A 16,852-nucleotide genomic window follows, 5' to 3' on the forward strand; every position below is an offset into this window, starting at 1 on the left:
CCAAAAAAGGGCGCCAAACGGCGCCCTTTGTCATTTCTGGCGCTTACTGAACCTTCGCCAGATCACCCTTCAACGCAACGCCCGCCATGATCGCGCCGGCGTGGCATTCGTAGGTTTGCGCGTCCTTGCGCTCGTTGCGCTTGTAGAAGCTGACGATGTTGGTCACGGCGTTGGCGCCGGCGTTTTTCGCGGCCTGGTGCAGGCTGATGATTGCCGATTGGGCGACCCACTCGCAGGCGACTTCATCGGATTTGTTGAAGGCGTTGGTTTTCTTGTTGGTCACGGCGTCGGGGCTGACGACGGTGACTTTGCCGGCCGGGGTGTTGCCGGCCAGATAGAATTTCACGCTGCCATCGATCTTGCCGGAGCGGGTGGCTTCGGCGACGGCTTTGTCGAATGGCAGGTAGACCGCCGTGTCGCGGGCCTGGCTGACCGCTGGCAGGGCGCAGAGCAGCAGGGTAACGGCGGCGAATTTCTTGAAGTGCATGTAGGTCTCCTTGACCTGGATTGATTCGGTTATGCCCAGCGGCGGAAGATCAACGAAGTGTTGACGCCACCGAAAGCGAAGTTGTTGTTCATCACGTAATCGTGGTGCATCTGACGAAACTCGCCGCGCAGGTAATCGAGCTTGCCGCAGTGCGGGTCGACCTCGTCGAGGTTGAAGGTGTGCACATAGCGGTCGCTGTTGAGCATCTCGATGCTGAACCATGACTCCAGCGCACCGCAGGCACCGAGGGTGTGGCCGAGAAAACTCTTCTGCGAGCTGATCGGCATGTGTTCGCCGAACAGGCTGCTGGTGGCCAGGGTTTCGGCGATGTCGCCCTGCTCGGTCGCGGTGCCGTGGCCGTTCACATAGCCAATGGCGTCCGGACTGAGGCCGGCATCTTCCAAGGCCAGCTCCATGGCGCGGCGCATGGTGACCTGTTCCGGGCGGGTCGTGTGCTGGCCGTCGGCGTTACTGCCGAAACCGACGATTTCCGCGTGAATGTGCGCGCCACGGGCGAGGGCGTGTTCCAGCTCTTCAAGCACCAGCATGCCGCCGCCTTCGCCGATCACCAGACCGTCGCGGCCCTTGTCGTACGGGCGTGGGCTGGTCTGTGGTGCATCGTTTTTCAGGCTGGTGGCGTAGAGCGCGTCAAACACCATGGCTTCAGTCGGGCACAGTTCTTCGGCACCGCCGGCGAGCATCAACGGCAAGCGGCCGAACTTGATTGCCTCGTAGGCGTAGCCGATGCCCTGGCTGCCGCTGGTGCAGGCGCTGGAGGTCGGGATCAGGCGCCCGGTGAGGCCGAAGAAAATGCTGATATTGGCGGCGGTGGTGTGCGGCATCATCCGCACATAGGAGTTGGCGTTGAGCCCCTCGGCCACCGAGTTGAGCAGCATGTTGCCGAAGGCTTTGATCTCGTCAGTGCTACCGGTAGATGAACCACAAGCGACGCCCATGCGCCCGTCCTTGATCGATTCGTCACCGAGCAGGCCAGCGTCAGCCAAGGCTTTTTCCGCTGCGCCGACCGCCAGTCGCGAAACCCGGCCCATGCTGCGCAACTGCTTGCGGGTCCAGTGCGACGGTACGAGAAAATCATCGATAGGTCCGGCCAGACGTGTGTTGAGTTCAGTGAAGCGATCCCACTCGTCCATGCGGCGAATGCCGCTGCGATTGGCCGCGAAATTGCCGGCAATGGTCGGCCAGTCGCTGCCCAGCGAGGTGATGCCGGCCATGCCGGTGACGACGACGCGCTTCATCAGCACAGGCCTCCGTTGACCGCCAGGACCTGACGGGTGATGTACGAGGCTTCCGCCGACATCAGGAAATTCACCGCAGAGGCCACTTCTTCAGGGGTGCCCATGCGTTGCGCGGGGATCATTTTCATCAGTTCCTCCACCGGCACGTTTTCGTCGAGCATGGCCGTGTCGATCAGGCCAGGGGCGACGCAGTTAACGGTGATTTTGCGCTTGCCCAGCTCGATCGCCAACGCCTTTGCCGCACCGATCACGCCGGCCTTCGAGGCGCTGTAATTGACTTGGCCACGGTTGCCGATCAGGCCCGATACCGAAGTGATGCAGACGATGCGCCCGGCGGCGCGACGACGGATCATCGGCATCATCACCGGGTGCAGGACGTTGTAGAAACCGTCGAGGTTGGTGCGCAGGACCACGTCCCAATCGTCATCGCTCAGCGCCGGAAACGCGCCGTCGCGGGTCAGCCCGGCGTTGAGCACCACGCCGTAATAGGCGCCATGGTTTTCAACGTCGGCTTCGAGAATGCTTCTGCAGGATTCGCGGTCGGCGACGTCGAATTGCAGGATGCGTGCGCTGCGGCCCAGCGCTTCGATTTCGGCCTGCACCGCTTGGGCTTCGGTCATGCCGCTGCGGCAATGCAGGACGATGTCGTGCCCGGCTTGCGCCAGACGCAAGGCAATGGCGCGGCCGATGCCACGGCTGGAGCCGGTGACCAGTACGGATTCAGTCATCGTGCGACTCCTTTGTCTGTTGCAGATATTGGTTGGCATGCGGCGGACGGAACACGTTCAGCCGGGCGCTGGCATGAATGCCGTCACCGTGGATGTGACATTCGAATACGCCCATGCCGTTGTCGTCTTCCAGTGAGCGCAGGCCGTGGATGGTCAGCACGCTGCCAGGCGCAAAGGCTTCGACGTTGCACTCGAATTTGCGCGTGCCGAGGAGAAAGCCCAGCTCCGGCGGATTGCCTTTCTGCCGGGCGTGGCAACCGGCGAAAGCGGCGACGCTCTGCGCCATCAGCTCGACGCCGACCCACGCCGGCAGGCTGCCGTCGGGCAGGTTGAACAGGCCGTCGGGCTTGACCGTGAGGCGGGTGAAAATCTGCTCATCGTCGAAGCGCTCGATCGCGTCGATCAGAATCATGTCGCCGGCATGCGGCAGCAGTTCGGCGAGCGGCCAGTGGCTCATGGGGCGTCTCCGATAATCAGGCTGACGTTGTTGCCGCCGAAGGCAAACGAGTTGCTCATCAGGTAGCGCGGTGCAATGGACGTCAGGCGTTCGCTCGCGGTCACCCACTTGAGCGGCGGCAGCGCGGGATCGGCCTGGCCGTCCCAGATATGCGGCGGTAACGCCTGCTCAGGGTTGTCGGCACTCAGGCTCAGCCAGCAGAACGCCGCTTCCAGCGCGCCAGCCGCGCCGAGGGTGTGGCCGGTCAGCGGCTTGGTTGACGAGCAGGCGACGCCTTGGGGAAACAGCGCCGCGACCGCCAGACTTTCCATCGCGTCGTTGTGTTGGGTGGCGGTGCCGTGCAGGTTCAGGTAGTTGATCTGCGTGGCTTGCAGATGCGCGCGGCCAAGGGCTTTTTGCATGGCTTGCAGGGCGCCGCGACCGCTCGGCTCCGGTGCGGAGATATGGTGCGCATCCGAGCTGGCGCCCGCACCCAGCAGGGCGATGCCCGGGTCTTCGCCGCGCTGTTTGCTCATCACGAACAGCACCGCTGCCTCGCCGATATTGATGCCGTTGCGGTTGGTGGAAAACGGATTGCAGCGCTCATCTGAAACGGCTTCCAGCGATGAGAAACCGTTCAGCGTGAGCTTGCACAGACTGTCGACGCCGCCGCACAGTACCGCGTCGCACAAGCCCAGATCGAGCAGGCGCTGAGCGCTCATCAGCGCGCGGGCGCTGGAGGTACAGGCGGTGGAAATCACGTAGGCCGGGCCGCTCAGTTGCAGCCATTCGGCGAGAAAATTCGCCGGGGCGCCGAGTTCCTGCTGGCGATAGTCGTACTCGTGGGGAAATTGCTGTTCGCGGATGTAATGCGCCAGACCCCGGCTGGCCTCGTCGATGCCTGAGGTGCTGGTGCCGAGCACCACGCCTATGCGCTCGCGGCCGAAGGTCTGGATCGCACGATCGATGTCGTCTCGAATCTGCAGCGCGGCTTCCAGCAACAGCTGATTGTTGCGACTGCTGTGCTCGACCAGGTCCGCAGGGATCGCCGCCAATTCACCGTGTACGCCAGCCACAGGCAGTTCACGTTCGGCGACCCAGCCGGACTCGCGGCGCATCCCCGAACAGTCGCCGGCGAACAGATTGCGCGCGACTTCAGACTTGTCGCGGCCCAGGGCGCAGATCACGCCGAGGGCATTCAGGTAAGCGGTCATGGCGTCGATTCACCTAACTGGGAAACGCGATAGTGCGGGCCTTGGGGCAGATTCAATTGGAAGCTCAACGGTTGTGAATAGCGGACGTTCCAGCGCGCCGGCAGTGAACGCTGATCGGCCTGTTGTCGGGCGTCGGGATAATTGCGCAGCAGCTCGGCAGGAGGCGTCAAGGCGAACAGCAGTGCGGCGAACAACTCCCGCGCCTCGGGATTGGGCGGCAGCAGACCGTCGGCCTGCCAATGCCCATCGATCAGTTGCTGACGGGCTTGGGGAATACCCAGCGGATCCATCATCGACCAACGCGTGCCGGCGCCTTCGCGCTGGATCACCAGCAGCCAGTCCTGACGTTGCCCGGCTTGCTCGCGCTCAATGTGCAGTTGCAGCGGCAGAGGCAGCGTCGGGTTGGCCGCTGGCAGCGGTGGCTGGCTGGCGCAGGCACTCAACAGCAAGGCTGACAAAACGATCGCCAGCCATGCAGCAAACCCTGTGGGAGCGAGCCTGCTCGCGAATGCCATCTGACATTCGCCACTTTGGCTGACTGATACACCGCTTTCGCGAGCAGGCTCGCTCCCACAGGGTTTCAGGTGTTCAGATCGATAGCCGTACATCAGACAGATTCCTGCAATGGCTTGCGCGCGACGACGTTTACCAGCGTCTCTTCGCGCTCACCGGATGGCTTGGGTTTGCTCAACCCCAGCCGCTCCAGCAAACCAAAATCCTTCGACCGGCTCCACCACAGATACGGGTAGGAAACATTGCGCTCGGCAAACTCGAAGCCCTGCTCGCGGATCATCTGCAGGTAGCCGGCGGCGCTCTTCTGCACATGCATCGGATGGCGGAACAGCCAGCGAATCACCCAGGTATCGATGTAAGCCTCGGTGGATTCGGCGAACAGCAGATAGCCGCCCGGCTTGAGCACGCGATAGAACTCGGCCAAGGCCTTTTCCTGCTCGACCAGATGATGGAAGGTCTGGTGGCAGAACAGCAGGTCGACGCTGGCATCGGCGACGTTGAGCGTGGCGCAATCGCTGCCGATCAACTCGACTGGCATGCCCAGGCGCGTGGCCTCTTCGGCGCTGAGTTGCAGGCTGTGCGGGTCGGCGTCGACGCCGATCAGGCGTTGCGGGGAGAAGGTCTGGCGCAGGTGGCCGAAGGACTTGCCCTGGCCGCAACCGGCGTCCAGCAGCACCGGGTGTTCCGGCAGTGCTTCACTGAACAAGCCACGCAGATCGTTGATCGCCACGCGCAGCACATGGTGCTGCCAGGTGTGGCTGCGCAGGAACCAGAGACCGAAGCGGGTTTCCTCGACGTAGCTGTCGCTCAGGTAATTCATGGGGTGTCCTGCGCGCAGAGTTGGGAAATCATCTTCAGCCGGCGCCGCGCTTCACTGACGAACGGGTTGCGCTCGTCCCAGGCGTAACCGGCGAGGATCGAGCAGATCATCCGGCGAATCTCCGCCTGGCTGTCCTCGTAGAAAATCACGTCCTGGAAGGTGCCGGCGTACCAGCCTTCGACGTAGCAGCGGAACGTGTCGACGCCGCGTTTCAACGGCTCGGCAAATTCGCTTTGCCAGTCCACCGTTTCACCCTGCAACTGACGGTGCAGCACGCCGGCAGCCATGCTCGCCGAACGCATGGCGATGGTCACGCCGGAGGAGAACACCGGGTCGAGGAATTCTGCGGCGTTGCCCAACAGCGCGAAGCCCGGGCCATGCAGGGTTTTCACATTGGCCGCGTAGCCGCCGAGGGTGCGCGCCGGGGTGTCCCAGACCGCGTTGTTCAGAACCCCGGCGAGGCTTGGCGTCTCGGCGATAAAACTGCGCAGGCAGGCATCGAGATCGCTGTCGCGGCCCCGGAAATGTTCTTCAGCCGCGACCACGCCCACCGAGCAGCGGCCATTGCTGAACGGGATGGTCCAGAACCACACATCGCGATGCTCGGGATGGGTGGTGACGAGGATCTTTTCACGGTCGAACGCCGGGTTGTCGATGTGATCTTCGACGTGGGTGAACACCGCCTGGCGCACCGGGAAATTCGAAGGTGCTTCGAGGTCGAGCAAGCGCGACAACACGCGGCCGTAGCCGCTGGCGTCCAGGACGAAATCGGCTTCGACACGGTACTCGCTGCCATCTTCGCGGCGCACGTCTAGGAGTGGTTTCGTCTGATCGAAATCGACGCTGACGATTGCATCGCCATAACGGATTTCCGCACCTTGCAATGCTGCTTGATCGGCCAGCAACTTGTCGAAATCGGCGCGCTGCACCTGGAACGTGGTCGGCTTGCCGGCGGTGAAAGTGTCGCCAAAATCGAAAGCGCTGTAGCGCTCGCCCCAGGCAAACGCCGCGCCGGTCTTGCGCTGGAAACCGGCGGCGTTGACGGCGTCGAGCATGCCGGCTTCTTCAACGAAGTCCAGGCAGTGGCTGAGCAGGCTTTCGCCGATGGAGAAGCGTGGGAAGTGCTGGCGCTCGAGCACCAGCACATCGTGGCCCTTGCGCTTGAGCAGGGCAGCGGCGATAGCACCGGACGGGCCGGCACCGATGATCACGACCTGACGGGATTCCATTTCAACGATTGGCACGTGAGCTCCGGGGCAGAGGACTGTTCAGATTCAGGGGCGCGCGATGCAGGCCGATCAGGGCCGGCAGCAGCGTCGCGATCAGGCCCATCAGCATCAGCGCGAAATACAGCGCCGGGGTGATGAGCTGTTGTTGCAACAACAGATTGAGAAAGACGATTTCGCTCAGGCCGCGAATGTTCAGCAGTACGCTTTCGCGCCAGCGGCTGGCACCCGCGAACGAGGCTCCAGCCCAACCGAGGCCGAGCCAGTTGCCGAGCAGTTTACTGGCAATCGGCAACAGCAGCAGCGCCGCCCATTGCCCGGCGTCGAGGCTGGCGAGGGCGCTGTGCACGTCGATCTGGACGATGCCGAACGTGAGGATCAGCGGGATTGCGATCCACGTCTGCAAACGGCTCATCCAGCGTGCCGGCAACGGCAGCACCAACGGCACTTTCAGCAGCGCCATGCACAGCAGATAGCCGATGCCGAAAATCAGCGCGTTGAGTTTGTAATGCTCGGCCATGACCAGCAACGCGAAGAAGCCGAGGCTGTAAGTCAGCGGGCGACGCACGCGCAGCAGGTGCAAAAGCAGCGGCACGCCGGCCATGGCCACAGGCAGCAACAGGCTGCTCAGGTGCAGGCTGCCCTGGGCGAGGCCGAACAGCGTCCAGCAGGTCAGATCGATAAGGATCGCGGTTTGCACCAGCCGCCGCGTGGCAGCGGGCGGGTAATCGATATGACGCAGATACAGGTACAACACCGGGATCGCGGTAATCGCGAAGACCAGTCCGATGGCCAATGCGTTGAACCACGGCTGCGACGGCAGCAACCAGTACGCAACCGCCAGCCCGCAAGCGAACGGCACAGCGAAACTCGGCACAGCGATTTTTACGCTCTGGCGATCCAGACGCAGATCGATGACATCGCTGAGGATGTGCCCGAGCAGCAAGGCGAAGCTCAGGCTGTAGAGATCTTTCAGCCAGTCCGGGGCGATCAGTTGTGCGCCGCTGAGCTGCCAGCCCGGCTCGATCCAGAAATACATCAGCAACGGCAAACCGAAGCTCGCCAGCAGCAACTGACTGACGATCGGAATCAGGCCGAAGTGACGGCCGACACGAGTCGCCAGCGCAAACAGCGCCAAGGCCAGCAACCAGAAGCCGAAGACCATCATGCCGCTGGCTCCGCAACCGGTTCATGGCGCCCGGCCCACGGCGCGAGCATGAAGCTGAACGCCAGGCCGAGGCTCACCGACAGGCCGAAATTGCTCACCGCCGGGGTGCTGGACACCGCTAGCAGCCCGAACGACAGCCACGTCGTCACTGCTGCGAGCAAGGTGCCGAGCAGGCTCACCGCCGCGCCGCCGACCTGTTCGCGCATGAGGATTGCATAGTCGACACTGATCGCCGTCACCAGCAACAGGCCGAACAGGCTGAACAGGGTCAGTGGCTGACCGAGCCAGCCAAGGCTGGCCAGACTGCACAGCGCCGCCAGCAGCGGCAGGGCGACGATACGCAGGGCGCCGGTCAGGCCGAACGGCAGCATCAGCACCAGCACGATCAACACGCAGGAGGCCAGTTTCAGCTCGGCAGCGCTGATCTGCGTGGCGGCGAACACCTTGTTCAGATCACCGAGGCGATCGACCAGCACCACCCCCGGCAAATCGAGTGCTTGCACGCGCAACAACGACGGATTGTTCAAGCCCTGCAGGCTGGTGATTGCCGCAACGCCGTCTTCAGTCGGGCCAAGCCATAGCGTGCGATACGGCTCGCCGAGCGGGCCGGCCAGCGCGGCGTCGATGTCTTCGGCGGGCAGGGTCTGCAACTGCTGCAATTCATTTTGCAACGCAGCCACCGGCACGCCGAGATCGAGCAGCGGTTGCCAGACCGACGGCAGCCTGTTCAGTGATTCGCGCACTTGCTGTTGCTGGCTCGGCGCGCTGACCAGTTGATCAAGGGCCAGATAGCCTTGCAGTTTGTCGAGGTTGACCAGTTGCTGCAGCCGTTCGCTCAGCGCTGCCTGGCGCTCAAGCAATTGCTCCTGATTGGCAGCGCGGATCAGGAAGAACTGGCTGGTCGGTTGAAAACCGGTGATGCGCGCGATGGTCTGCGCTTCGTCGGTCAGATGCTGCGGCGCGCCAACCCATTGGCGAATGTCGTTTTTGCTCTGCAACTGCATCAGTCCGCCGACGCAGAAGGCGATCAGCAGGGCCAGCAGCGCGGGCGTGCGTATGCAACCGAGCAACGCCTCACGCAGATGAATCAGGCGCTCGGCCAGACGCAGCGGCCATTGCGCCGGGCGCAGTTCGACATTTTTCAGCAGCGCCGGCAGCAGGCAGACCGCCGACAGATAGGCGCCGAGCAAACCGGCCGCAGAGAACACCGCGATCTGCGTCAATGCCGGGAACGGAGTCCAGGCCAAGGCCAGATAACCGATAACGCTGGTGATCAGGCTCAGGGTCAGCCCCGGCAACGTCAGGCGCAGGGCCGGCCAACTGCGCCACGGCTTGAGGCTCCAGCTCTTGGACAGATAGTGCAGCGGGTAATCGACGGCGACGCCGATCAGACTCGAACCGAGCACCAGCGTCATCACATGCATGTGGCCGAACAGCGCCACGCAGGCCACCGCGCCGAACAGCATGCCGACCAGCACCGGAACAAATGCCAGCAGCACGCCCCAGCGGCGAAACGCCAACAGCAGCAACAGCAGAATGCCGACCGTCGCACCACCGCCGACCCAGGTCATTTCGCGGGTGGCTTGTTGCTGGCCGTTGGCGGCGTAGAGCAGGCCACTGGCGGCGAGCAACTGCACGTCGCCTTTCGCCGCCTGTTCGCGGCTGTGCTGGAGCAGATCCGCAACTTGCAGCGGCAGGTTCATATCGAAGGCATTGCCGGTGGTGCGCGCACGCAACATCACCCAGCTCTTGCCGTCGGCATCGGCGACCAGTGCGCCGCTGCCAATGTCCAGTTGCACTGCGCCATGTTTCGGCTGGCTGTTCTGGATGCGTCCGGTCAGGCCCAGCCAATCGTCCTGGCTCGGCACCAGAGTAAAGCCGTTGAACGGATCGAACAGCGCCTGTACTCGCTGCTGGATGAACGCGTCGGGGTGCTTGCTGAGTAGCTGCCGATCATCCGCCGAGAGCATCGCAAGGCGTCCTTGCAGCAATTGCTTGCGCAGCGCCGGCAAGTCGGCTTGCAGGTTCCACTGCACGGTTTCGAACAGACCGCTGGCCTGCCATTGTTCGCCCAGTTGTTGGGCCATGGTCAGCGCTTGCTGGCGATCGGCGTGGCCGACCAGCACCAGCATTTCGCGATTGAGCGGTTCTTGCATGCGCTGTTCGGCGCGCAACTCCAGCGCGTCTGGATTGGTCCCGGGTACCAGCTCCATGAGATTGGCCGACAGCGGCGCACCGTCGCGCCACTGCCAGGCAGCCAGCACGACAACGGCCAGCAGCAGGCTCAGAAACAGCCAGGGCAGCTTGCGTTCACTCGGCAAAGTCATGTTGCTCCGCTTCGCTCAAGGGTTGCTCGGCCGTGCTGTCCTGCATGCGCAGCAGGGTGCTGTCGCCTTGGGTTTCCAGCAGCTCGATGGTTTGCACAAGGGCGCCGCCATCGATATTGATCTGCTGGAACACTTGCTTGAGCAGCATCGAACGCGGCGTCAGGGTCAGTTGCCACTGCTGCGCCGTGCCGCTCAGGGCCAGTTCGAAATCGCGCTGCAAACCGCTGCTGTCACCTTGCAGCACGGCGAGGAACAAACGGTTCTGCTCGGCACCGGCGCTCTTGTTCGGCAGGAGTTGCCAGCCATTGGTGTCACGGCGGGCGATGCCATTGGCGGTGATGCGGTAATCCTGTTGCAGCGGAGTTTTCAACAGCCACAGCAGGCCATGATTTTTCGCGAGGACGAAGCTGCCCTTGCTGATCAGCGGCTGCGGCAGGGCGCGCAGGTGTTTTTCCTGAGTGAACTGGCCGTGGATAACATCCGGTTTCGCCAGTTGTTCACTGAGTTGTTGCAGGTCGAAGGCATTGGCCCATGACGACACGGCCAGCAGCGCCAACGCGCCAAGGCTTTTGAACAACACATTCATCGCAGCATCCTTTCCACGGCATCGGTGAAGACTTTGGGTGAGGCCAGTTGCATCTCGCGGCTGCTGACTTCGACGGCGACCTGCACGGAGCTTGCGCGGGTCAGGCGTTCGCCGGTCTGCAGGTCGCTGATCAGATAATTGATCTTCAGACGGTTTTCCCACTCGATCAGGCTGGCGCGCACGTTCAGCCGCTGGCCGAACACCGCGCTGCGCACGTAGCGCAGTTGCAGGTCGATGATCGGCCAGGCGTAACCCGACTCGACCATGTGCGTGTAGTTGTGGCCGATCTTGTCCAGCAACGCGCAGCGCGCGACTTCGAGGTATTTGACGTAATGGCCGTGCCAGACCACGTGCATGGTGTCGACGTCGAAAAACGGCACCAGAATCTCGGTATCGGCGTGAAGCACTCCGGCACTACGCATGCAGCCTCCAGTGTTGCGCGGCGATGCGTTGCAGGCACAGGCGCAGTTCGCCTTCCAGGGCGCGGTCTTCGATGACCGGCGGGAAGTCCTTGCCCAGCTCTTCGTGCATCGCTGCCAGTGCCGGCGGCAGCGGGCGCGCATCGGCGGCTTGAGCGCGCAGCCACACGCCCTGATTGGCGGCGAGCAGCGTGGCGGCGGCGACCTGTTCGGTCAGCTCCAGCACGCGAATCGCATCACGGGCGGCGATGGTGCCCATGCTCACCTTGTCCTGGTTGTGGCACTCGGTGGAGCGCGAGAACACGCTGGCCGGCATGGTGTTTTTCAGTGCTTCGGCGGTCCAGGCGCTGGTGCCGATCTGCACGGCTTTGAAGCCGTGATTGATCATGGCCCGATCGGCTGGCGCGCCGGAGAGGTTGCTTGGCAAGCCGTGGTTGTAGCGCTCGTCGACCAGCAACGCCAATTGCCGATCGAGCAGATCGGCGACGTTGGCCACGAGGTTTTTCAGGCTGTCCATAGCGAACGCAATGTGCCCGCCGTAGAAGTGCCCGCCATGCAGAACGCGCTCGGCTTCGGCATCGATGATCGGGTTGTCGTTGGCGCTGTTCAGCTCGGTTTCGATGAAGCCGCGCAGCCAGTTCAGGCTGTCGGCCAGCACGCCGAGCACATGCGGCGCGCAACGCAGCGAATAACGATCCTGCAGACGATGCAGTGGCGCGGTCGGCGCGTCGATCGCCAGATCCTTGCGCAGCCACGCGGCGACCTGCATCTGCCCCGGGTGCGGTTTGGCGGCGAACAGGCGTTCGTCGAAGTGCTCCGGGTTGCCTTGCAGCGCGACGACATTGAGCGCGGTGATGCGCGTGGCCAGTTGCAGCAGGTAATCGGCGCGGGTGAAAGCGAGACAGGCGAGGCCGGTCATCACCGCTGTGCCGTTCATCAGCGCCAGCGCCTCTTTCGGGCGCAGCACCAGCGGCGTCCAGCCTAGCTCGCGATGCACGTCGGCAGCCTGACGACGTTCGCCACGGAACAGCACTTCGCGCTCGCCGGACAGGGTTGCGGCGACATAGGACAGCGGCGTCAGATCGCCGCTGGCACCCACCGAACCTTCTTCGGGAATCAGCGGCAGGATGTCGTATTCGAGAAACGCGTGCAGACGCTCGAGCAGTTCGACGCGCACCCCGGAAACGCCGTGACACAACGACTGCAAGCGCGCCGCCAGCACCGCGCGGGTCGCCTGCGCGTCGAGCAGTTTGCCCAGGCCGCAACCATGAAAGGTGTAGAGATGACGCGGCAGCGCCTCGACGTGATGCAGCGGCACCGCGACCACGCAGGAATCGCCGTAACCGGTGGTGACGCCGTAGATCACACCTTCCTTGTCCAGCAGCGAATCGAGAAACCGCGCGCCCTTGGCGATGCGCTCGCGATAGTCGGCGTCAGCCTGCAATTCCACGGGCGCCTGACGGTTGGCCAGGGCCAGCACGTCTTCGATGCGCAAAGGGCGTTCGCCGAAGGTTACCGGCTCATGGGTTGGCGTCGTCATCGGTCTTCCAGAAAGGGTAAAAGTTGAACCATTGCTGCGGGGCTTCGAGGCAATAGTGACTCAGGCGCTGCGCGTAGCGAGTGGCCCACTGATGAATGACCTGCTCGCGCTCGCGGCGTGTCCACACCACCGCCTCGGCGAACGGTTCAAGGGTCAGGCGATAGTGGTCGTCGGGTTGCTTGAGACACATCAGCAGGTTGACCGGGCACTTGAGCAGGCCGGCCAGCAACCACGGGCCTTGCGGAAATGGCGCCGGATGGCCGAGAAAGTCCACCGTCACGCTGCGCCCGCCGTGCAGCGGCACGCGGTCGCCGGCAATCGCCAGCCACTCGCCGCGTTCCAGCCGTTCGTGCAGTTGCAGCATGATCACCGGGTCGAGTTCGCTGACCTGGATCAGGCGCAGATTGGTCGCCCCGGCCTCGCCAAGCAATCGGTTGAATTGCTCGGCGTGCTTGGTGTGCACCAGCACGTTCATGGTGACCTTTTCGCCGATCTCCGCCAGCGCCCGGCACACTTCGAGATTGCCCAGATGCGCGCCGACCAGCAGTTGCCCGCGACTGCCGCGCAACTGCTTGCGCAGCAGCGCCGGATCGATGATTTCGATCTGCTCGATGCTCAGCTTGCCGTTCCACACGTCGAGCTTGTCGAGCAGCGAATCGGCAAAGGTCATGAACTGGCCAAACACCCGCCAGTGGCTCGGGCGCAGGTCGTCGCGCCGGCTCCACTCGGCCAGCCGCTGCTGGTACTGCCAGGCACTGCGCCGGGCGATCCGGCCGAAGAGGAAAAAATACAGGACGATGCCGTACAGCAACGGGCTGAGCAGGCGCCGTCCGAGGACTTTGGCGGCGAATGCAGTGAATTTCATCAGCAGGAAACTGCCGCGCTCTTCGCGGTCGGCCCAGTGCTTCTTGTCGACTTCTTCGCTCATGGTTTCCACCGCCGCCAGAGGATCACCGGCCAACGCAGCAACATGCCGAAGAACAGCCGCGTGTGCATGCTGGAAATCAGCGCGTTGTCGTGGAACAGGCGGAAGTGCGACACGCCGTCCAACGGGTAATGCACGCTGGTCTGCAGCCAGCGCATCGGCTGATTGCGCCAGGCCAGCCGCACGAGAATGTCCGAGTCGAAATCCATGCGCTTGCCGACTTTGGCCGAGTCGATCACGGCCAGAGTTGGCGCCAGCGGGTAGACGCGGAAGCCGCACATCGAATCGCGAATCTGCAACGACAGGGTGTTGATCCAGACCATCACGTGGGTCAGGTAGCGCGCGTACAAACGCCCTTTCGGCACGCTCTCGTCGAACAGCGGATAGCCGCAGATCATCGCCTCGGGATGGCCGCGGGATTCGCCGACGAAGCGCGCGACGTCGTGCAAATCGTGCTGGCCGTCGGCATCGACCTGCAAGGCATGGCTGTAACCCAGACGCGAGGCTTCACGCAGACCGGTCATCACCGCGCCGCCCTTGCCCTGATTGGCCGTCAGGCGCACCAGAAAAACCCTGTCGCGCTCGGCCAGGGTGTCGAGCACCCGCGCGCAGGACGGCTCGCTGGCATCGTCCACCAGAATGCACGGCAGACCTTGTGCAAGCAGGGCATCGACCACGGTGGTGATCGCGGTTTCGTGGTTGTATACCGGGATTACGGCGCAGGGGTTATGCATGGGCAGGCCCCAGGAGAATGCGTCCGCTGGAACACGTCGCCGTGTCGTTGCGATAAGCGAAATACAACTTGCCGCGCTCGGCATCGAAACGCAGATGCAGCTGGATTTCATCACCCGGGCGCACCAGTTGCTGGAATTTCAGCACTTCCATTCCGGCAAATGCGCCGTCCAGCTTCAGCAACTGCCGACCCAGATTCAGCGCCCATTCCACCTGCACCACACCGGGCAACACCGGTGCCTTGGGAAAGTGTCCGCTGAAGTAGGCCAGGTCCGGCGGCACGCTGAGTTGCAGGCTCCACTCGCCGTCGCTTGCGCTTTGCTCCAGCACTTCGGGGACTTTCGGCCGTGCGGCCAGCAGCAATGCTTCGACGTCGGCTTGCGCCAGTTTGCCCTGGCTGTTCAACGGCATCTGCCGCAGCAGGCGCCAGCGCCGGGGCAGGGCGAGGGCTTCGCAATGCTGGCTCAAATGTTTGCGCAGGGTTTCGGTCAGGTCGCGGCGACCGTGCTCGCGCAGGGCGAACAGGCCCGATTCGCTGAGCACCAGCAGCGCACCGAGCGAAGCGCGGTTTTCCTGCACGACACCGAGGCGCGCTTCGGCGACCCAGTCATGGGCTGCCAAGGCCTGCTCGAGCATCGGCAACGAGATGCGTTTTTCTTCCAGTTTGACGATGCGGTCGAGCCGTCCCAGCAGTTCGAAGCGACCATCGGCGGCAATGCGCGCGGCATCGGCGCTGTGTTCAACATGGCCGGCAGGCAGGTAAGGCGAGGCGATCAGCAGGGCGCCGTCGCTGTCCTGGCTCAGTTCGACGCCAGCAAACGGCCGCCACAACGAATCGCCCTGACGCCAGGCGATGCCGCCGGTTTCCGAGCTGCCGAGGATTTCTGTCGGCCATTGCTGCAAGCGCTGTTGCAGACTTTGCGCCGCTTCCGGCGGTAACGCGCCCCCGGAGGAAAACACCCGGCGCACCGCGCTCAGGGCCGGCCAGTCGAGGTTGTCGCCCATGCGCTTGAGCAGCGCTGGGCTGGCGACCCAGGCAAAGGCCGGATGCTCGCGGCTGGCGCGTTGCAGGTCTTCGGAAAAGGCCAGTTGCCGGCGCACGAACGGACGCCCGGCGCACAAGGGCCACAACACGCGAAACAGCAGGCCATAGATGTGTTGGGTGGCGACACTGCCGATGATGCAGGCTTCATCGAGATCAGCGCCCCACAACTGTTCCAGCGCTTCGACCTCGTTGGCCAATTGGCGCAGGGTCTTGTCGATGCGCTTGGGTTCGCCGCTGGAGCCGGAAGTGCACAGGCTCAGTCGGCATTGATCGAGATCCAGTTGTGCACCGGGCAGTTCGGGCTGAGTGAAGTCGTCCAGCTGTGCATCGCCTGATTGATCGGTCAGCCATAGATCGACTTCCTGCGACCAGCGCTGACGCGTCTGCGCTTGCAGATCCGCCGGCAGCAACACGCTGACGCCGGCACGCCACGCGCCGAGCAGGGCGATGGCGAGGTCGGCGGCATCTTCCAGATGCACGGCCAGCCTTTTCACGCCTTGGCTTTGCAGACCCGCGGCGACGCTCAGGGCCTGCGCTCGCAGTTGCGTGTGATCGAGTGCCGGCGCCTGGCAGATCGCCCGTGCCGGCAGTGCCTTGAGCAACAGCTGCTCAAGTTTTATCCAATTCATGTACGGCCTCTTACCCGTTGTCGTATCAGCCATTCAATGGCAAACATCAGGCCGATCAATCCGTAGGAGATCAGGCCGGTGTACAACATCCACCAATCCAGCGGCGCCCACAGGGTGAGGAGGGCGGCGCACAAACCGTTGCAGAAGAAAAACACGCTCCAGGCCAGCGTGACCTTGCGCGTGTAGCGAATGGCAACCTGCGGCAGCTCCGGCTCACGCAAGCGCGCCAGACGCTCGACCATCGGCGGGCCGAATTTCAGGCTTGCGCCGAACAGCACCAGCATGAATGCGCTGATCAGCACCGGGTACCAGCGCAGCAGCTGCGGGCTGTCGAACACCGCGAGCAGCAGGCAGAACACCATCGCCACGCACGCCATCCACAGGCTGCCCGGCTTGCGTTCGCCGGTCAGGGCTCGCGCCAGCCACAGGCTGCCCAACAGCAGCGCAAATTGCCACGGGGCGAAATGCTCCATGCCGAAATACACCGCAAAGGGGTACAGCAGACCGGCCAGCAGCAGGCCCAGGCCGATCAGTCGGCTCATGCGGCCGGTTGAACCAGACGGAACACCGCCTCGACCACGTCACCGACGGTGCGCACCGATTTGAACTCTTCGGCGGCGATTTTCTTGCCGGTCTGGCGTTTGATGTGATCGATCAGGTCGACCGCATCGATGCTGTCGATTTCCAGATCCTGATACAGATTGGACTCCAGGTTCACACGGGCCGGATCCAGCTCGAACAGCTCGACCAGGGCATCGCGCAGGGTGTTGAAAATATCGTCACGAGTTTGCATGGTCCGGT

General features: G+C 63.4%; 18 protein-coding genes. All 18 read right to left on the minus strand.

Annotation, left to right across the window (positions count from 1 at the left end; genetic code table 11):
* Window positions 1–43: 43 nt before the first annotated feature.
* From ASG55_RS13505 to ASG55_RS13590, 18 genes are read right to left on the minus strand one after another with little or no spacing between them, the layout of a single operon-like run.
* A complete protein-coding gene (locus ASG55_RS13505) occupies window positions 44–487 on the minus strand; it encodes a hypothetical protein (RefSeq protein ID WP_041477580.1) in 444 nt (147 codons plus the stop codon).
* 29 nt (window positions 488–516) lie between these two features.
* Complete coding sequence (locus ASG55_RS13510) at window positions 517–1,743, minus strand: beta-ketoacyl-ACP synthase (RefSeq protein ID WP_041477581.1); 1,227 nt, start codon at window positions 1,741–1,743, stop codon at window positions 517–519.
* A complete protein-coding gene (locus tag ASG55_RS13515; RefSeq protein ID WP_056787364.1) occupies window positions 1,743–2,471 on the minus strand; it encodes a 3-ketoacyl-ACP reductase FabG2 in 729 nt (242 codons plus the stop codon). Before ASG55_RS13515 ends, ASG55_RS13510 begins: the two co-directional genes overlap by 1 nt.
* The gene (locus tag ASG55_RS13520; RefSeq protein ID WP_056787367.1) at window positions 2,464–2,928 is read right to left on the minus strand and encodes a hotdog family protein; all 465 of its coding nucleotides are present in this window, start codon (window positions 2,926–2,928) and stop codon (window positions 2,464–2,466) included. Before ASG55_RS13520 ends, ASG55_RS13515 begins: the two co-directional genes overlap by 8 nt.
* Window positions 2,925–4,121, minus strand: coding sequence for a beta-ketoacyl-[acyl-carrier-protein] synthase family protein (locus ASG55_RS13525; RefSeq protein WP_056787370.1), 1,197 nt, complete (start codon window positions 4,119–4,121; stop codon window positions 2,925–2,927). The genes ASG55_RS13520 and ASG55_RS13525 overlap by 4 nt, the downstream gene beginning before the upstream one ends.
* Entirely contained in the window at window positions 4,118–4,729 is a 612-nt protein-coding gene (locus ASG55_RS13530; protein WP_177342720.1) for a hypothetical protein, read from the minus strand. Before ASG55_RS13530 ends, ASG55_RS13525 begins: the two co-directional genes overlap by 4 nt.
* Window positions 4,729–5,454 (minus strand): class I SAM-dependent methyltransferase, encoded by a 726-nt coding sequence (locus ASG55_RS13535; RefSeq protein ID WP_056787372.1) that lies wholly within the window; start codon window positions 5,452–5,454, stop codon window positions 4,729–4,731. The genes ASG55_RS13530 and ASG55_RS13535 overlap by 1 nt, the downstream gene beginning before the upstream one ends.
* Entirely contained in the window at window positions 5,451–6,698 is a 1,248-nt protein-coding gene (locus ASG55_RS13540) for an NAD(P)/FAD-dependent oxidoreductase (protein ID WP_056787374.1), read from the minus strand. Before ASG55_RS13540 ends, ASG55_RS13535 begins: the two co-directional genes overlap by 4 nt.
* Window positions 6,685–7,848, minus strand: coding sequence for a hypothetical protein (locus tag ASG55_RS13545; RefSeq protein WP_056787377.1), 1,164 nt, complete (start codon window positions 7,846–7,848; stop codon window positions 6,685–6,687). The genes ASG55_RS13540 and ASG55_RS13545 overlap by 14 nt, the downstream gene beginning before the upstream one ends.
* Window positions 7,845–10,175 (minus strand): MMPL family transporter, encoded by a 2,331-nt coding sequence (locus ASG55_RS13550; protein ID WP_056787380.1) that lies wholly within the window; start codon window positions 10,173–10,175, stop codon window positions 7,845–7,847. The genes ASG55_RS13545 and ASG55_RS13550 overlap by 4 nt, the downstream gene beginning before the upstream one ends.
* On the minus strand, window positions 10,159–10,761 hold the full coding sequence (locus ASG55_RS13555; protein ID WP_056787382.1) for an outer membrane lipoprotein carrier protein LolA: 603 nt from the start codon (window positions 10,759–10,761) through the stop codon (window positions 10,159–10,161). Before ASG55_RS13555 ends, ASG55_RS13550 begins: the two co-directional genes overlap by 17 nt.
* Window positions 10,758–11,183 (minus strand): acyl-CoA thioesterase, encoded by a 426-nt coding sequence (locus ASG55_RS13560; RefSeq protein WP_056787385.1) that lies wholly within the window; start codon window positions 11,181–11,183, stop codon window positions 10,758–10,760. The genes ASG55_RS13555 and ASG55_RS13560 overlap by 4 nt, the downstream gene beginning before the upstream one ends.
* The gene (locus ASG55_RS13565) at window positions 11,176–12,720 is read right to left on the minus strand and encodes an HAL/PAL/TAL family ammonia-lyase (protein WP_056787387.1); all 1,545 of its coding nucleotides are present in this window, start codon (window positions 12,718–12,720) and stop codon (window positions 11,176–11,178) included. The genes ASG55_RS13560 and ASG55_RS13565 overlap by 8 nt, the downstream gene beginning before the upstream one ends.
* Window positions 12,701–13,648, minus strand: coding sequence for an LpxL/LpxP family acyltransferase (locus tag ASG55_RS13570; RefSeq protein ID WP_056787391.1), 948 nt, complete (start codon window positions 13,646–13,648; stop codon window positions 12,701–12,703). Before ASG55_RS13570 ends, ASG55_RS13565 begins: the two co-directional genes overlap by 20 nt.
* Window positions 13,645–14,379: a glycosyltransferase family 2 protein gene (locus ASG55_RS13575; RefSeq protein ID WP_056787395.1), complete on the minus strand. Its 735-nt coding sequence runs from the start codon at window positions 14,377–14,379 to the stop codon at window positions 13,645–13,647. Before ASG55_RS13575 ends, ASG55_RS13570 begins: the two co-directional genes overlap by 4 nt.
* Window positions 14,372–16,051: an acyl-CoA synthetase family protein gene (locus ASG55_RS13580; RefSeq protein WP_056787398.1), complete on the minus strand. Its 1,680-nt coding sequence runs from the start codon at window positions 16,049–16,051 to the stop codon at window positions 14,372–14,374. The genes ASG55_RS13575 and ASG55_RS13580 overlap by 8 nt, the downstream gene beginning before the upstream one ends.
* Window positions 16,048–16,593: a membrane protein gene (locus ASG55_RS13585; protein WP_041477595.1), complete on the minus strand. Its 546-nt coding sequence runs from the start codon at window positions 16,591–16,593 to the stop codon at window positions 16,048–16,050. The genes ASG55_RS13580 and ASG55_RS13585 overlap by 4 nt, the downstream gene beginning before the upstream one ends.
* A complete protein-coding gene (locus ASG55_RS13590) occupies window positions 16,590–16,844 on the minus strand; it encodes an acyl carrier protein (protein ID WP_056787400.1) in 255 nt (84 codons plus the stop codon). The genes ASG55_RS13585 and ASG55_RS13590 overlap by 4 nt, the downstream gene beginning before the upstream one ends.
* Window positions 16,845–16,852 lie beyond the last annotated feature (8 nt).

The sequence above is a fragment of the Pseudomonas sp. Leaf434 genome, from assembly GCF_001425545.1.
GTDB classification, from domain to species: Bacteria; Pseudomonadota; Gammaproteobacteria; order Pseudomonadales; family Pseudomonadaceae; genus Aquipseudomonas; species Aquipseudomonas siliginis.

Bases quoted from the DNA above. Each gene is read 5' to 3' on its own strand.
- ASG55_RS13510 (WP_041477581.1), bottom strand. From the start codon at position 1,743: ATGAAGCGCGTCGTCGTCACCGGCATGGCCGGCATCACCTCGCTGGGC.
- ASG55_RS13550 (WP_056787380.1), bottom strand. From the start codon at position 10,175: ATGACTTTGCCGAGTGAACGCAAGCTGCCCTGGCTGTTTCTGAGCCTG.
- ASG55_RS13560 (WP_056787385.1), bottom strand. From the start codon at position 11,183: ATGCGTAGTGCCGGAGTGCTTCACGCCGATACCGAGATTCTGGTGCCG.
- ASG55_RS13555 (WP_056787382.1), bottom strand. From the start codon at position 10,761: ATGAATGTGTTGTTCAAAAGCCTTGGCGCGTTGGCGCTGCTGGCCGTG.
- ASG55_RS13545 (WP_056787377.1), bottom strand. From the start codon at position 7,848: ATGATGGTCTTCGGCTTCTGGTTGCTGGCCTTGGCGCTGTTTGCGCTG.
- ASG55_RS13525 (WP_056787370.1), bottom strand. From the start codon at position 4,121: ATGACCGCTTACCTGAATGCCCTCGGCGTGATCTGCGCCCTGGGCCGC.
- ASG55_RS13530 (WP_177342720.1), bottom strand. From the start codon at position 4,729: ATGTACGGCTATCGATCTGAACACCTGAAACCCTGTGGGAGCGAGCCT.
- ASG55_RS13520 (WP_056787367.1), bottom strand. From the start codon at position 2,928: ATGAGCCACTGGCCGCTCGCCGAACTGCTGCCGCATGCCGGCGACATG.
- ASG55_RS13515 (WP_056787364.1), bottom strand. From the start codon at position 2,471: ATGACTGAATCCGTACTGGTCACCGGCTCCAGCCGTGGCATCGGCCGC.
- ASG55_RS13505 (WP_041477580.1), bottom strand. From the start codon at position 487: ATGCACTTCAAGAAATTCGCCGCCGTTACCCTGCTGCTCTGCGCCCTG.
- ASG55_RS13570 (WP_056787391.1), bottom strand. From the start codon at position 13,648: ATGAGCGAAGAAGTCGACAAGAAGCACTGGGCCGACCGCGAAGAGCGC.
- ASG55_RS13565 (WP_056787387.1), bottom strand. From the start codon at position 12,720: ATGACGACGCCAACCCATGAGCCGGTAACCTTCGGCGAACGCCCTTTG.
- ASG55_RS13535 (WP_056787372.1), bottom strand. From the start codon at position 5,454: ATGAATTACCTGAGCGACAGCTACGTCGAGGAAACCCGCTTCGGTCTC.
- ASG55_RS13575 (WP_056787395.1), bottom strand. From the start codon at position 14,379: ATGCATAACCCCTGCGCCGTAATCCCGGTATACAACCACGAAACCGCG.
- ASG55_RS13585 (WP_041477595.1), bottom strand. From the start codon at position 16,593: ATGAGCCGACTGATCGGCCTGGGCCTGCTGCTGGCCGGTCTGCTGTAC.
- ASG55_RS13590 (WP_056787400.1), bottom strand. From the start codon at position 16,844: ATGCAAACTCGTGACGATATTTTCAACACCCTGCGCGATGCCCTGGTC.
- ASG55_RS13580 (WP_056787398.1), bottom strand. From the start codon at position 16,051: ATGAATTGGATAAAACTTGAGCAGCTGTTGCTCAAGGCACTGCCGGCA.